Source organism: Pseudomonas sp. GW704-F2 (assembly GCF_059423025.1).
The window spans coordinates 51,541-67,213 of the sequence record NZ_JBWKXO010000001.1 but is presented as its reverse complement, the minus strand read 5'-3'; the positions used below and the strand labels follow the sequence as shown (position 1 = coordinate 67,213).

General features: G+C 59.3%; 12 protein-coding genes. 10 read left to right on the top strand and 2 right to left on the bottom strand.

All coding sequences use genetic code 11. The annotated features are described in order from the left end of the window. Window positions 1-87: 87 nt before the first annotated feature. The gene (recN, locus tag AC07W0_RS00290) at window positions 88-1,761 is read right to left on the bottom strand and encodes a DNA repair protein RecN (protein ID WP_102616923.1); all 1,674 of its coding nucleotides are present in this window, start codon (window positions 1,759-1,761) and stop codon (window positions 88-90) included. A 254-nt stretch (window positions 1,762-2,015) separates the two neighbouring features. Here recN and grpE point away from each other — a divergent pair, with 254 nt between their 5' ends. The 8 genes from grpE (at window position 2,016) to AC07W0_RS00250 (ending at window position 12,482) form a co-directional block, all read left to right on the top strand. Then, the gene (gene grpE, locus AC07W0_RS00285) at window positions 2,016-2,576 is read left to right on the top strand and encodes a nucleotide exchange factor GrpE (protein WP_017847409.1); all 561 of its coding nucleotides are present in this window, start codon (window positions 2,016-2,018) and stop codon (window positions 2,574-2,576) included. 102 nt (window positions 2,577-2,678) lie between these two features. Then, the gene (dnaK, locus tag AC07W0_RS00280; protein WP_017847410.1) at window positions 2,679-4,595 is read left to right on the top strand and encodes a molecular chaperone DnaK; all 1,917 of its coding nucleotides are present in this window, start codon (window positions 2,679-2,681) and stop codon (window positions 4,593-4,595) included. A gap of 316 nt (window positions 4,596-4,911) precedes the next feature. After that, window positions 4,912-6,036, top strand: coding sequence for a molecular chaperone DnaJ (gene dnaJ, locus AC07W0_RS00275; RefSeq protein ID WP_017847411.1), 1,125 nt, complete (start codon window positions 4,912-4,914; stop codon window positions 6,034-6,036). Between the two features lie 10 nt (window positions 6,037-6,046). Beyond that, entirely contained in the window at window positions 6,047-6,853 is an 807-nt protein-coding gene (gene dapB, locus AC07W0_RS00270; RefSeq protein WP_026140082.1) for a 4-hydroxy-tetrahydrodipicolinate reductase, read from the top strand. A 259-nt stretch (window positions 6,854-7,112) separates the two neighbouring features. Further along, entirely contained in the window at window positions 7,113-8,249 is a 1,137-nt protein-coding gene (carA, locus tag AC07W0_RS00265) for a glutamine-hydrolyzing carbamoyl-phosphate synthase small subunit (RefSeq protein ID WP_026140083.1), read from the top strand. A 105-nt stretch (window positions 8,250-8,354) separates the two neighbouring features. Next, window positions 8,355-11,576, top strand: coding sequence for a carbamoyl-phosphate synthase large subunit (gene carB / locus AC07W0_RS00260; RefSeq protein WP_017847414.1), 3,222 nt, complete (start codon window positions 8,355-8,357; stop codon window positions 11,574-11,576). Further along, window positions 11,573-12,049, top strand: coding sequence for a transcription elongation factor GreA (greA, locus tag AC07W0_RS00255; RefSeq protein ID WP_017847415.1), 477 nt, complete (start codon window positions 11,573-11,575; stop codon window positions 12,047-12,049). The genes carB and greA overlap by 4 nt, the downstream gene beginning before the upstream one ends. Before the next feature lie 28 nt (window positions 12,050-12,077). Beyond that, complete coding sequence (locus AC07W0_RS00250) at window positions 12,078-12,482, top strand: hypothetical protein (RefSeq protein WP_017847416.1); 405 nt, start codon at window positions 12,078-12,080, stop codon at window positions 12,480-12,482. Between the two features lie 9 nt (window positions 12,483-12,491). Here the strand turns inward: AC07W0_RS00250 and AC07W0_RS00245 are convergent, their stop codons facing one another. Further along, window positions 12,492-12,800 (bottom strand): YhbY family RNA-binding protein, encoded by a 309-nt coding sequence (locus tag AC07W0_RS00245; protein ID WP_017139256.1) that lies wholly within the window; start codon window positions 12,798-12,800, stop codon window positions 12,492-12,494. 105 nt (window positions 12,801-12,905) lie between these two features. Between AC07W0_RS00245 and rlmE the strand changes: the two genes are divergently transcribed. Continuing rightward, a complete protein-coding gene (gene rlmE / locus AC07W0_RS00240) occupies window positions 12,906-13,556 on the top strand; it encodes a 23S rRNA (uridine(2552)-2'-O)-methyltransferase RlmE (RefSeq protein WP_017847417.1) in 651 nt (216 codons plus the stop codon). Between the two features lie 200 nt (window positions 13,557-13,756). Next, window positions 13,757-15,667 (top strand): ATP-dependent zinc metalloprotease FtsH, encoded by a 1,911-nt coding sequence (ftsH, locus tag AC07W0_RS00235; protein WP_017847418.1) that lies wholly within the window; start codon window positions 13,757-13,759, stop codon window positions 15,665-15,667. Window positions 15,668-15,673 lie beyond the last annotated feature (6 nt).

The window sequence follows — 15,673 nt, the reverse complement described above, 5'->3', positions numbered from 1 at the left end:
ATCGACGCAGATTCGCTCTGCGGAACGATTGAAGGCGACCCCCGGGTCGCCTTCGTGCTTTCTACAGAGAGAAAATTGCCGGTTCGGTCAGGCCTTCGCCGCCACCACCATTTTCTTCGCGTGGGCCAGGGACTCCTTGGTCAGGTCGATACCGCCGAGCATGCGCGCGACTTCCTCCACGCGTTCCGACTTGTTCAGCTTGGACACCGCCGTGTGTGTCGCATCGCTGCCGCGTACTTTGTGTACAAACAAATGCTGATGCCCTTGGGCGGCTACCTGGGGCAAGTGGGTAACCGTCAGTACCTGGCCGCGATCCCCCAGGCGACGCAGCAGTTGGCCGACAATTTCTGCGGTCGGGCCACCAATGCCAACGTCTACCTCGTCAAAGACCAGCGTCGGCACCCGTGAGGTTTGGGCAGTGATCACCTGAATCGCCAGGCTGATCCGCGATAGTTCGCCCCCGGAGGCGACTTTTGCCAGCGCTTTGAGCGGCTGCCCTGGGTTGGCGCTGACCAGCAGTTCTACCTGTTCCAGGCCGTGGGGCTGCAGTTCGGCGCTGGTATTGTTGTGCAGTTCGATGGTGAAGCGGCCGCCGGGCATGCCGAGGCGCTGGATTTCCTGCTCGACCGCGCTGGCCAGGCTCGTGGCGGCTTGATGGCGCAGATCGCTCAGTTCGCGGGCCTTCTCTTGGTAATGGCGGGCGAAAGAAGCCAGCTCGTCGCCCAGGCGCTCAATGGACTCGTCATTCGCGTTCAGGGTTTCGATTTCATCCAGCAGCTTCTGCTGCATCGTTGCCACTTCAGTCGGCTGGATCCGATGTTTGCGCGCCAGGGTGTAGATGGTGTCCAGGCGCTCTTCTATTTCCTGCAGGCGTGCCGGGTCGGCGTCGAAGTGATCGAGGAAGCGGTTCAGTTCGCCTACGGCTTCTTCTACCTGGATTTGCGCGCTGGTCAGCAAGGTTGTGGCTTCATTCAGCGAGCCGGACGCATTGTTCACGCTGGACAGCCGATTGAGGCTGACGGTCAGTGCATTGAGCACATTGCCCGAGTCGCTCTCGCTGCATTGCTCCACCACCTGGCGGCAAATACCCAACAGGGTTTCGGCGTTGGTGAGGTTCTTGTGTTCCTGCTCAAGCTGTTCCAGCTCGCTTTCGCCGAGGCCAAGGCTTTCGAGCTCTTCGAGTTGATAGCTGAGCAATTGGTGGCGTGCGCGTTGCTCGTCGCCGGAATTGGAGAGACGCTCCAGTTCCAGGCGGGTCTGGCGCCAACGTTGGGCGGCGAGCTGGACCTGGCGGGCGAGGTCGGTGGCGCCGGCGTATTCATCGAGCAGGCGGCGATGGGTGTCGGTTTTGAGCAGGGATTGGTGTTCGTGCTGGCTGTGGATATCGATCAGCAGCTCGCCCAGGGCCTTCAAGTCACCCAGCGGGCAGGGCGTGCCGTTGATGTAGCCACGGGAGCGGCCTTCGGCGGTGATGACCCGGCGCAGGATGCACGGCCCTTCATTATTAAGGTCGCGCTCGGCAAGCCAGGCTTCGGCTTCGGGGATGTCCGCCAGGTCGAAGGTCGCCAGGATGTCGGCTTTGTCTGCGCCGGGGCGTACCACGCCACTGTCGGCGCGGTCGCCCAGGGTCAGGCCGAGGGCGTCGAGCATGATCGACTTGCCGGCGCCGGTTTCGCCTGTGATTACGCTCATCCCGCGATCCAGTTCGAGATCCAGATGTTCAACGATGGCGTAGTTATGTACGGACAGGTGCACGAGCATGACGGCCGCTCCCAGGCTTTAGGTCTGGTTATTTATACAGTGTTTTGTTCCGGGCTGACAATCCTGGCGCTTAGCTCGATTTGCTTGCTTCGATGTTTTTTTAAGTGCGAAGAGGAATGAATGGGTCGGAATTGATCTGGATCAGATGAAAGACTTTTGGTGACGCCCGCACCCTTGAACCTGGAAATTGTGGCCCCATATACCGGAACAGAAGCGCGAGTTGAGTTCGCGCATGATTTTGAAAGGAGAAATCTATGGCTGACGAACAGACGCAGGATACGCAAACTCCAGACGCCAATTCGGCTGCCGGTGATGAGCTGGCGACTCGTGTGCAAGTGCTCGAAGAGCAATTGGCCGCTGCGCAGGATCAATCTTTGCGTGTTGCCGCCGATCTGCAGAACGTCCGCCGCCGTGCCGAGCAGGATGTAGAAAAGGCCCACAAGTTCGCGCTGGAAAAATTCGCCGGTGATCTGTTGCCGATCATCGACAGCCTGGAGCGCGGCCTTGAGTTGTCCAACCCGGATGACGAAAACATCCGCCCGATGCGTGAAGGTATCGAGCTGACCCTGAAAATGTTCCAGGACACCCTGAAGCGTTATCAGTTGGAGGCTGTCGATCCGCAAGGCGGCGAGCCGTTCAATGCCGAGCATCACCAGGCCATGGCGATGCAGGAAAGTCATGACCTTGAGCCAAACAGCGTGTTGAAAGTATTCCAGAAGGGATACCAGCTCAACGGTCGCCTGCTGCGTCCGGCAATGGTCGTGGTCAGCAAGGCGCCTGCACCGGTTTCACCTTCGATTGATGAGCAGGCTTGAAATACGCCGCAAGGCCCCCATTTATAAGTCAAGCGTTTAAGTGCTACCGCAGTTAGCCACCACTGCTGCGGCATCCAAATTCAAGTTTCGGGAGAGTAAATCATGGGCAAAATTATCGGTATCGACCTGGGGACCACCAACTCCTGCGTCTCCGTGCTGGAAAACGGCGTTGCAAAAGTCATCGAAAACGCCGAAGGCGCGCGTACTACGCCGTCGATCATTGCTTACGCCAACGACGGCGAAATCCTCGTCGGTCAGTCGGCCAAGCGTCAGGCGGTGACCAACCCGCACAACACCCTGTACGCGGTGAAGCGTCTGATCGGGCGTAAGTTCGAGGAAGAAGTCGTACAGAAAGACATCAAGATGGTCCCTTACAAAATCGCCAAGGCTGACAACGGTGACGCCTGGGTTGAAGTGAACGGCCAGAAAATGTCGCCGCCACAGATCTCGGCTGAAATCTTGAAAAAGATGAAGAAAACCGCCGAAGACTACCTCGGTGAAGCGGTGACTGAAGCGGTGATCACCGTTCCGGCCTACTTCAACGACAGCCAGCGCCAGGCGACCAAAGACGCCGGCCGCATCGCGGGCCTGGACGTAAAACGTATCATCAACGAACCAACCGCAGCCGCTCTGGCCTACGGCATGGACAAAGCCAAGGGCGACCACACTGTCATCGTTTATGACCTGGGTGGCGGTACCTTCGACGTGTCCGTGATCGAAATCGCGGAAGTTGACGGCGAGCACCAGTTCGAAGTGTTGGCCACCAACGGCGACACCTTCCTGGGTGGTGAAGACTTCGACATCCGTCTGATCGACTACCTTGTTGACGAGTTCAAGAAAGAAAGCGGCATGAACCTCAAGGGTGACCCGCTGGCCATGCAGCGTCTGAAAGAAGCTGCCGAGAAAGCCAAGATCGAGCTGTCTTCGGCTCAGTCGACCGACGTTAACCTGCCGTACATCACTGCAGACGCTACCGGTCCTAAGCACTTGAACGTGAAGATCTCGCGCGCCAAGCTGGAAGCGCTGGTTGAAGACCTGGTTCAGCGCACCATCGAACCTTGCCGCATCGCGCTGAAAGACTCCGGCATCGAAGTGAGTGCGATCAACGACGTGATCCTGGTCGGCGGTCAGACCCGTATGCCGCTGGTTCAGAAGTTGGTGACCGAGTTCTTCGGCAAAGAAGCACGTAAAGACGTGAACCCGGACGAAGCTGTTGCCATGGGTGCTGCCATCCAGGGTGCGGTACTGGCCGGCGACGTGAAAGACGTATTGCTGCTGGACGTCAGCCCGCTGACCCTGGGTATCGAAACCATGGGTGGCGTGATGACTGCGCTGATCGAGAAAAACACCACGATTCCTACCAAGAAATCGCAAGTGTTCTCGACGGCCGATGACAACCAGGGCGCCGTGACCATTCACGTGCTGCAAGGTGAGCGTAAGCAAGCGGCGCAGAACAAGTCCCTGGGCAAGTTCGACCTGGCCGAGATTCCACCAGCACCACGTGGCGTGCCACAAATCGAAGTGACCTTCGACATCGACGCCAACGGCATCTTGCACGTAGGCGCCAAAGACAAGGCTACTGGCAAAGAGCAGAAGATCACCATCAAGGCCAACTCGGGTCTGTCTGATGAAGAAATTCAGCAGATGATTCGTGATGCGGAAACCAATGCCGAGGCTGACAAGAAGTTCGAAGAGTTGGCGGCTGCCCGTAACCAGGGCGACGCACTGGTTCACTCGACGCGCAAAATGATCGCTGAAGCTGGCGACAAAGTGACTGCCGAAGAGAAGACCGCAATCGAAGCGGCCTTGGTTGCCCTGGAAGCCGCAGTTAAAGGCGACGACAAGGCGGCCATCGAAGCCAAGGTTGAGGAACTGTCGAAGGTCTCCGCGCCGGTTGCTCAGAAAATGTACGCCGAGCAAGGTCAGCCAGCTGACGGTGCCGCGCATCAGGCAGAGCCTGAAGCCAAGCACGATGATGTTGTCGATGCCGAGTTCGAAGAAGTCAAAGAGCAGAAGTAATCTGCTTGGCCGGTTGACCGCTATCAAGCGGTGACTGGTAGGATGTCGCCGCGCGGGAGCTTGCTCCCGCGTTGGCGTGTCTGGGGTATGCGAATTTTTACAGCATGCGACAAGGCTCGGATGCTGGCGGTGTGATCGGGAATGCTCCTGCTTTCCGGCGACAGTCACCGCGTTTTTGGCCGGGTCCCTGGCTGAAAGCTGTTATGACCAGGATCGTTGAATTGACGTGAGTTGGGTCCGGGCCTGTATTGGGGCTCAACGAGTTCGGCAAGGCTCAGGAGGGTCTGGCTGAACGTCCTTAAGAGTGCAAAGACTTATGGCAAAGCGTGACTATTACGAAGTATTGGGTGTGGAGCGCGGTTCCAGCGAGGCGGACCTGAAGAAGGCTTACCGTCGCCTGGCGATGAAGCACCACCCGGACCGTAATCCGGATAACAAAGAATCCGAAGAAATGTTCAAAGAGGCCAACGAGGCCTACGAATGCCTGTGTGATCCCAATAAGCGTGCGGCCTACGATCAGTACGGTCACGCCGGCGTCGACCCGAGCATGGGTGGCGGCGGTGCCGGCTTCGGCGGCCAGAACTTCTCCGATATTTTCGGCGATGTGTTCAGCGACTTCTTCGGTGGTGGCCGCGGTGGTCAGCGTGGCGGTGCCCAGCGCGGTAGCGACCTGCGCTACACCCTGGAACTGAACCTGGAAGAAGCCGTGCGCGGCACCAGCGTCAATATCCGCGTGCCGACGCTGGTCAACTGCAAGCCGTGCGACGGTTCGGGGGCCAAGAAAGGCTCCTCGCCGATCACCTGCCCGACCTGCGGTGGTATCGGTCAGGTCCGCATGCAGCAGGGCTTCTTCTCGGTGCAGCAAACCTGCCCGCGGTGCCAAGGCCAAGGCAAGATCATTTCTGACCCGTGCGATGCCTGCCATGGTGAAGGGCGTGTCGAAGAGTACAAAACCCTGTCGGTCAAAGTACCGGCGGGCGTGGATACCGGTGACCGCATTCGCCTGTCGGGCGAAGGCGAGGCGGGGACCCAGGGTGGCCCGACGGGTGACCTGTATGTGGTGATCAATGTGCGCGAGCACTCGATCTTCCAGCGCGACGGCAAGCACCTGTTCTGCGAAGTGCCGATCAGTTTCGTCGACGCGGCGCTGGGCGGCGAGTTGGAGATTCCGACCCTGGATGGTCGGGTCAAGCTCAAGATCCCTGAGGGGACGCAGACCGGCAAGCAGTTCCGTATCCGTGGCAAAGGCGTGGCGCCGGTGCGTGGTGGCGGTGCGGGCGACCTGATGTGCCGTGTCACGGTGGAAACGCCGGTCAATCTGGGCCGTCGCCAACGCGAGTTGCTCGAAGAGTTCCGCAGTTCGCTGGAAGGAGACGACTCCCACTCGCCGAAAACCACGGGCTTCTTCGATGGCGTGAAGCGCTTCTTCGGCGACTTGTAAGGAATTGAGTATGCGACGTATAGCCGTAATGGGCGCTGCCGGGCGCATGGGTAAAACCCTGATCGAAGCGGTACAGCAGCGCTCGCCGGCCTCCGGCCTGACCGCGGCGATCGTTCGCCCAGGCAGTACGCTGATCGGCGCCGATGCCGGTGAGCTGGCTTCGCTGGGGCGTATCGGCGTGTCGTTGTCCGGCAATCTGGAGCAGGTGGCGGACGAATTCGACGTGCTGATCGACTTTACGCTGCCGGACGTGATGCTGAAAAACCTGGCGTTCTGCCGCAAGGCGGGTAAGGCCATGGTGATCGGCACCACCGGCTTGAGCGCTGAGCAGAAACAGTTGCTGGTCGAGGCGGGCAAGGATATTCCCATCGTGTTTGCCGCCAACTTCAGCGTGGGCGTGAACCTGTCGCTCAAGCTGCTGGATCTGGCGGCGCGCGTGCTGGGCGATGAGGCGGATATCGAAATCATCGAGACCCATCATCGCCACAAGATCGATGCGCCGTCGGGAACCGCGTTGCGCATGGGTGAGGCTATCGCCGATGCCCTGGGGCGCGACTTGTCGAAGGTGGCGGTGTACGGGCGTGAAGGTCATACCGGCGCGCGTGCGCGTGACACCATTGGCTTTGCCACCGTTCGTGGTGGCGATGTCGTCGGTGATCACACCGTGCTGTTCGCCACTGAAGGCGAGCGCCTGGAAATCACGCACAAAGCCTCCAGCCGCATGACATTCGCCAAGGGTGCGGTGCGTGCCGCGCTGTGGCTGGATGGGCGTGCGCCGGGTCTGTATGACATGCGCGATGTGCTGGATCTGCACTAATCAGTAGCTAAAATGGGGCCTCGGGATTATCCTAAGGCCCCGTTTTTACCCGCTAAGCGACGTCCTGTCGCATTCTCCTGCCTTTAAGGCTCATTAGCGGTGGACCAAAACAGCCTTTTTCTGTAAGCTACAGCTTTAGTGTGTCCACTAAAAGCGCGCAGAATAATTCAGTGAAAAAGCGGGGTGACGTGTCCATACGTCACTCCGCTTTTTTACAACCTGCGATCGCCCTTTCAGGCTTTATTTACGGGAGGTCTTCTTGACTAAGCCAGCCATACTCGCCCTTGCTGATGGCAGCATTTTTCGCGGCGAAGCCATTGGAGCCGACGGTCAAACCGTTGGAGAGGTGGTGTTTAACACTGCCATGACCGGCTATCAGGAAATCCTTACCGATCCTTCCTACGCCCAACAGATCGTTACCCTGACTTATCCGCACATCGGCAACACCGGTACTACACCGCAAGACGTCGAGTCCAATCGCGTCTGGTCCGCGGGCCTGGTGATTCGTGACCTGCCACTGGTTGCGAGCAACTGGCGTAGCACGATGTCGCTGTCCGATTACCTGAAAGCCAACAACGTTGTGGCGATCGCCGGTATCGATACGCGCCGCCTGACACGCATCCTGCGTGAAAAAGGCTCGCAGAACGGCTGCATCATGGTCGGTGAGAATATCTCCGAGGCTGCGGCAATTGCTGCGGCGCAAGGCTTCCCTGGCCTGAAGGGCATGGACCTGGCGAAAGTCGTCAGCACCCAGGAACAGTACGATTGGCGCTCCACTGTCTGGGACTTGAAGACCGACAGCCACGCGACCATCGACGCCGCTGATCTGCCCTACCACGTAGTGGCCTACGACTACGGCATCAAGTACAACATCCTGCGCATGCTGGTCGAGCGCGGTTGCCGCGTGACCGTGGTGCCGGCGCAAACCCCTGCCAGCGACGTCCTGGCGTTGCAGCCGGACGGCGTGTTCCTGTCCAACGGCCCGGGTGACCCTGAGCCATGCGACTACGCCATCAAGGCGATCAAGGACGTGCTGGAGACCGAGATCCCGGTGTTCGGTATCTGCCTGGGCCACCAACTGCTCGCTCTGGCCTCCGGCGCCAAGACCCTGAAAATGGGGCACGGCCACCACGGCGCGAACCACCCTGTACAGGACCTGGACACCGGCGTAGTGATGATCACCAGCCAGAACCACGGTTTTGCGGTGGATGAAACGACCTTGCCGGCCAACGTCCGTGCGACCCACAAGTCGCTGTTCGACGGTTCCCTGCAAGGCATCGAGCGCACCGACAAGAGTGCGTTCAGCTTCCAGGGCCATCCTGAAGCCAGCCCGGGCCCGAACGACGTAGCGCCGCTGTTCGACCGTTTCATCAATGAGATGGCCAAGCGACGCTGACTGAGCGGCCTGCGGGCGGCCCCGACTGTCGGTGGCCCCCGCAGGCTCTTCAAAGATTGTTCAAGACGGCTTGCCGACTGACCTGCGGATTTGAGTGACAAACCCATGCCAAAACGTACAGACATAAAAAGCATCCTGATTCTCGGCGCTGGCCCGATCGTGATCGGCCAGGCCTGCGAATTCGACTACTCCGGCGCCCAGGCCTGTAAAGCCCTGCGCGAGGAGGGTTACCGCGTCATCCTGGTGAACTCCAACCCGGCCACCATCATGACCGACCCGGCCATGGCCGACGCCACCTACATCGAGCCGATCAAGTGGCAGACCGTTGCCAAGATCATCGAGAAAGAGCGTCCGGACGCACTGCTGCCGACCATGGGCGGCCAGACCGCCCTGAACTGCGCCCTCGACCTGGAACGCGAAGGCATTCTGGAAAAATTCGGCGTTGAGATGATCGGTGCCAACGCTGACACCATCGACAAGGCCGAAGACCGTTCGCGCTTCGACAAGGCGATGAAATCCATCGGCCTGGCGTGCCCGCGTTCCGGTATCGCCCACAGCATGGAAGAAGCCAATGCGGTCCTCGAGACCCTGGGCTTCCCGTGCATCATCCGTCCGTCCTTCACCATGGGCGGTACCGGTGGCGGTATTGCGTACAACCGTGAAGAGTTCGAAGAAATCTGCGCCCGCGGCCTGGACCTGTCGCCGACCAAAGAGCTGCTGATCGACGAATCCCTGATCGGCTGGAAAGAATATGAGATGGAGGTTGTCCGCGATAAGAAGGACAACTGCATCATCGTCTGCTCCATCGAAAACTTCGACCCGATGGGCGTACACACCGGTGACTCGATCACTGTTGCTCCGGCACAGACCCTGACCGACAAGGAATACCAGATCCTGCGTGACGCCTCCCTGGCGGTACTGCGCGAGATCGGCGTGGAGACTGGCGGTTCCAACGTGCAGTTCGGTATCTGCCCGAACACCGGCCGTATGGTCGTGATCGAGATGAACCCGCGTGTGTCCCGTTCGTCGGCCCTGGCCTCGAAAGCCACCGGTTTCCCGATCGCCAAGGTCGCGGCCAAGCTGGCTGTGGGTTACACCCTGGACGAACTGTCGAACGACATCACCGGCGGCAAGACCCCGGCGTCCTTCGAGCCGTCCATCGACTACGTCGTGACCAAGCTGCCACGTTTCGCCTTCGAGAAGTTCCCCAAGGCAGACGCGCGCCTGACCACCCAGATGAAGTCGGTCGGCGAAGTCATGGCCATTGGCCGGACCTTCCAGGAATCCCTGCAGAAAGCCCTGCGCGGCCTCGAAGTCGGCGTTTGCGGCCTGGACGAGAAGCTCGACCTGAGCAATCCGGAAAGCATGAGCGTGCTCAAGCGCGAGCTGACCGTGCCGGGTGCCGAGCGTATCTGGTACGTCGCTGACGCGTTCCGCGCCGGCATGACCGTCGAAGACATCTTCGGCATGAACATGATCGATCCGTGGTTCCTGGTGCAGATCGAAGATCTGATCAAGGAAGAAGAGAAGGTCAAGACCCTGGGTCTGGCCAGCATCGACCGCGACACCATGTTCCGCCTCAAGCGCAAAGGTTTCTCCGACCAGCGCCTGGCCAAGTTGCTGGGTGTGACTGAGAAAAACCTGCGCACTCATCGCCACAAGTTGGACATCTTCCCGGTCTACAAGCGCGTTGACACCTGCGCCGCCGAGTTTTCCACCGACACCGCCTACCTGTACTCCACCTACGAGGAAGAGTGCGAAGCTGCGCCGTCGGGTCGCGACAAGATCATGATCCTGGGTGGCGGTCCGAACCGTATCGGCCAGGGCATCGAGTTCGACTACTGCTGCGTACACGCCGCCCTCGCCCTGCGCGAAGACGGGTACGAGACCATCATGGTCAACTGCAACCCGGAAACCGTTTCCACCGACTACGACACTTCCGACCGCCTGTACTTCGAGCCGGTCACCCTGGAAGACGTGCTGGAAATCGTGCGCGTCGAGAAGCCTAAAGGCGTGATCGTCCAGTACGGCGGCCAAACCCCGCTGAAACTGGCCCGTGCCCTGGAAGCCGCTGGCGTGCCGATCATCGGCACCAGCCCAGACGCCATCGACCGTGCCGAAGACCGTGAGCGCTTCCAGCAAATGGTCGAGCGCCTGAACCTGCGTCAGCCGCCAAACGCTACCGTGCGCAGCGAAGACGAAGCCCTGCGTGCGGCCAGCAAGATCGGCTACCCGCTGGTGGTGCGTCCGTCCTACGTACTGGGCGGCCGGGCGATGGAAATCGTCTACGAAGAAGAAGAACTCAAGCGTTACCTGCGTGATGCGGTGAAAGTGTCCAACGACAGCCCGGTGCTGCTGGACCACTTCCTCAACTGCGCCATCGAGATGGACGTGGATGCGGTTTGCGACGGTACTGACGTGGTCATCGGCGCAATCATGCAGCACATCGAACAGGCGGGCGTTCACTCCGGTGACTCCGCGTGCTCGCTGCCGCCTTACTCGCTGCCGCTGCACATCCAGGACGAGATGCGCGAACAGGTCAAGAAAATGGCCCTGGAACTGGGTGTGGTCGGCCTGATGAACGTACAGTTGGCGCTGCAAGGCGAAGACATCTACGTCATCGAAGTCAACCCGCGCGCCTCGCGTACCGTGCCGTTCGTGTCCAAGTGCATCGGTGTGTCCCTGGCCATGATCGCTGCCCGCGTGATGGCCGGTAAGACCCTGAAGGAAATCGGCTTCACCAAGGAAATCATTCCGAACTTCTACAGCGTGAAAGAGGCGGTGTTCCCATTCGCCAAATTCCCTGGCGTGGACCCGATCCTGGGCCCAGAGATGAAGTCCACCGGTGAAGTGATGGGCGTGGGCGATACCTTCGGTGAAGCGTTCGCCAAGGCCCAGATGGGCGCCAGCGAAGTGCTGCCGACCGGCGGTACTGCTTTCATCAGCGTGCGCGACGATGACAAGCCACTGGTTGCAGGCGTGGCCCGTGATCTGATCAACTTGGGCTTCGAGATCGTGGCCACCGCCGGGACCGCCAGGCTGATTGAAGCGGCGGGTCTGAAAGTGCGTCGCGTGAACAAGGTGACGGAAGGCCGTCCGCATGTGGTCGATATGATCAAGAATGACGAAGTCACTCTGATCATCAACACCACTGAGGGTCGTCAGTCGATTGCGGATTCTTACTCCATTCGTCGTAATGCCTTGCAGCACAAGATCTACTGCACCACGACCATTGCTGCTGGCGAAGCTATCTGCGAAGCGCTCAAGTTCGGTCCGGAAAAGACCGTGCGTCGCTTGCAGGATCTACACGCAGGATTGAAGGCATGATCAAATACCCAATGACCGTTCGGGGCGCCAAGGCCCTGGAAGAGGAGCACGCCCATCTGACCAAGGTCGTACGTCCAAAGCTGAGCCAGGACATCGGTACGGCCCGCGAGCTGGGTGACTTGAAGGAAAACGCCGAATACCACGCTGCCCGCGAGCAGCAGGGTATGGTCGAGGCGCGGATCCGTGACATCGAAGGCCGTATGCAGAATGCGGTCATCATCGACGTCACGACCATCCCGCACACCGGCAAAGTGATTTTCGGCACCACGGTGGAAATCGCCAATGTCGAAACCGACGAAAGCGTGGTGTACCACATCGTCGGTGAAGACGAAGCTGACTTCAAACTCGGCAAGATCTCCGTCGGTTCGCCACTCGCCCGTGCCTTGATTGCCAAGGAAGAGGGTGATGTGGTGGTTGTGAAAACGCCCGGTGGCGTGATCGAGTACGAGATTGTTGAAGTTCGCCATGTCTGAAAGGCGGCGCCCGCTTCGTGCGGGCGCCATGCTTTGGCAGTTTGCCCAGATGCTGTGGGTGGGCGGCCTGTGGTTGTTGCATATTGGCGTGTTACCGGCGTTGGGCCTGATTGGCCTGGCGCCGTTGTTGATCGATGAGATCGATGGATTACTGAGTGCGCTGCTGGTGGGTTTTGCGGCGGCGTGCGTGACGCTTCAGGCGCTGGTGCTGATCAAGGCCGAAGGCTTGGGGAGTTTGTGGCGGGATATTCGCGGCCAACTGCTGTTGATGGCGCTGTATGCATGTGCAATGTATTGCATCGTGCATGTGTGGCTGCCGGAAGCGTTGCGCTGGCAGCTATTCAGCTATCTTGTGCTAGGGTTTTCCGGCCTGGTGCTGGTGATGCAACCGGCGCCTGGGTGGAGTGGCGGGGCGCGCGAAGCACGCCCGTGACCCTTGTTGTCATTTGAAGCGATGAACGTTCGACAGTTGCTTGTTGACGCTGAAGTTCTTGCGATACAGCAGTGCCATCTTGCCGATGACCTGAACCAGGTCTGCCTTGCCAACCTTGCACAGTTCTGCAATGGCGGCCAGGCGCGCTTCGCGGTCAAGGATGTTGACCTTGATCTTGATCAGTTCGTGATCGCCCAATGCGCGTTCAAGTTCGGCTAACACACCTTCAGTCAAACCGTTGTCGGCCACGATCAAAACTGGTTTCAGATGGTGGCCAATGGATTTGTACTGTTTCTTCTGCTCTTGAGTGAGCGGCATAATCTGACCCCTGCGTCTGATCTTGTAAAAAGCGGCGGCCAGTTTACCCGAGCGAGTCCGGGACCGCCCAGTTAATCACGACCCGTTTTATTTTCGAGGTGGCCCGTGGCCCGTTCCAAAACTAGCCTTAAGTGGCTGCAAGAGCATTTCAACGACCCTTACGTCAAAAAGGCGCAAAAGGACGGCTACCGTTCCCGGGCCAGCTACAAGCTGCTGGAGCTTCAGGACAAGGACAAACTGTTCCGTCCCGGCATGAGCGTGATCGACCTGGGCGCCGCCCCGGGTGGCTGGTCCCAGGTGGCCAGTCGTCTGATTGGCGGGCAAGGCCGGTTGATCGCTTCCGACATCCTGGAGATGGACAGCATCCCGGATGTGACCTTCGTCCATGGTGACTTTACCCAGGACGCGGTGTTAGCTGAGATCCTGCAGGCTGTGGGAAATTCGCAGGTGGACCTTGTGATTTCCGACATGGCCCCCAATATGAGTGGATTACCGGCTGTTGATATGCCGCGAGCCATGTTCCTGTGCGAGTTGGCGCTGGATCTGGCGGGGCGGGTATTGCGTCCGGGTGGTGATTTCCTGGTCAAGGTCTTCCAGGGCGAGGGTTTCGACGAGTACCACAAGAACATCCGCAAGCTGTTCGATAAGGTGCAGATGCGCAAACCGGACTCCTCACGGGATCGGTCTCGCGAGCAATATCTGCTGGCGCGGGGGTTCCGCGGTATCGAAGGTGCGGCGAGTGATGAGCGCCTTTGAAGGTTTGAGGGGAGTCGATAGGTTTTTTTATATCGCTTTCGTCACGAAGCTTTACGAATATTGTGTAGTCAAAGTTTCACAAAGGGTTACAGACGGCGCCTGCCAGAGTTGTAGGTAATGTAGTAAGTTAGGCCGGTGAATATCATGCGAAGCGCGCGCCAGTAGCGGAGCTTGCTTCAGAGGGTAGTTAATTGAACGATATGGCAAAGAATCTGATCCTGTGGTTGATCATCGCGGCTGTCCTGGTGACGGTGATGAACAACTTCTCCAGCCCTAACGAGCCGCAGACCCTCAACTATTCCGACTTCATCCAGCAAGTTAAGGATGGCAAGGTCGAGCGCGTAGCGGTTGATGGCTACGTGATTACCGGCAAGCGCAACGATGGCGACGGCTTCAAGACCATTCGTCCGGCAATCCAGGACAACGGTCTGATCGGCGACCTGGTGGATAACCACGTGATTGTCGAAGGCAAGCTGCCTGAGCAGCAGAGCATCTGGACTCAACTCCTGGTGGCAAGCTTCCCGATCCTGGTGATCATCGCCGTGTTCATGTTCTTCATGCGCCAGATGCAAGGTGGTGCAGGAGGCAAGGGCGGACCGATGAGTTTCGGCAAGAGCAAGGCGCGCCTACTCTCCGAAGACCAGGTGAAGACCACCCTGGCAGACGTCGCCGGTTGCGACGAAGCCAAGGAAGAAGTGGGTGAGCTGGTCGAGTTCCTGCGTGATCCGGGCAAGTTCCAGCGCCTGGGTGGCCGCATTCCACGCGGTGTGCTGATGGTCGGCCCGCCGGGCACCGGTAAAACCTTGCTGGCCAAGGCGATTGCCGGTGAAGCCAAGGTGCCGTTCTTCACCATTTCCGGTTCGGACTTCGTCGAAATGTTTGTCGGCGTCGGTGCCAGCCGTGTTCGCGACATGTTCGAGCAGGCCAAGAAGCACGCGCCATGCATCATCTTCATCGATGAAATCGACGCCGTTGGTCGCCATCGTGGTGCTGGCATGGGCGGTGGTCACGATGAACGTGAGCAGACCCTCAACCAGTTGCTGGTGGAGATGGACGGCTTTGAAATGAATGACGGCATCATCGTCATTGCCGCAACCAACCGTCCGGATGTGTTGGACCCTGCATTGCTGCGTCCAGGCCGTTTCGACCGTCAGGTCGTGGTGGGCTTGCCGGATATCCGTGGTCGTGAGCAGATTCTGAAAGTCCACATGCGTAAAGTACCCATGGGCGACGACGTGGCTCCGGCCGTGATTGCCCGCGGTACGCCTGGCTTCTCCGGTGCCGACCTGGCCAACCTGGTGAACGAGGCTTCGCTGTTTGCGGCCCGTACCGGCAAGCGCATCGTGGAAATGAAAGAGTTCGAACTGGCCAAAGACAAGATCATGATGGGCGCCGAGCGCAAATCCATGGTCATGTCCGAGAAAGAGAAGCAGAACACCGCTTATCACGAAGCCGGTCACGCTATCGTGGGGCGCGTCGTGCCTGAGCATGACCCGGTCTACAAAGTGTCGATCATTCCTCGTGGTCGGGCGCTGGGTGTGACCATGTTCCTGCCGGAAGAGGATCGCTACAGCCTCTCCAAGCGTGCGTTGATCAGTCAGATCTGCTCGCTGTACGGCGGCCGGATTGCTGAAGAGATGACCCTGGGCTTCGACGGTGTCACCACCGGTGCTTCCAACGACATCATGCGTGCCAGCCAGATTGCGCGGAACATGGTGACCAAGTGGGGTCTGTCGGAAAAACTCGGTCCTTTGATGTACGCCGAGGAAGAAGGCGAAGTGTTCCTGGGACGTGGCGGTGGCGGTCAAAGTGCCAGCTTCTCCGGTGAGACAGCCAAGCTGATCGACTCCGAAGTGCGCAGCATCATTGACCAGTGCTACGGCACGGCCAAGCAGATCCTCACCGACAACCGCGACAAGCTGGATGCCATGGCGGATGCGCTGATGAAGTACGAAACCATTGATGCCGATCAGATCGACGACATCATGGCGGGCCGTACACCGCGTGAGCCTCGCGATTGGGAAGGCGGTTCGGGCACCTCTGGCACGCCGCCAGTGGTTCAGAACGAACGCCCTGAAAACCCGATCGGCGGTCCTGCAGCTGACCACTAAGGTTTG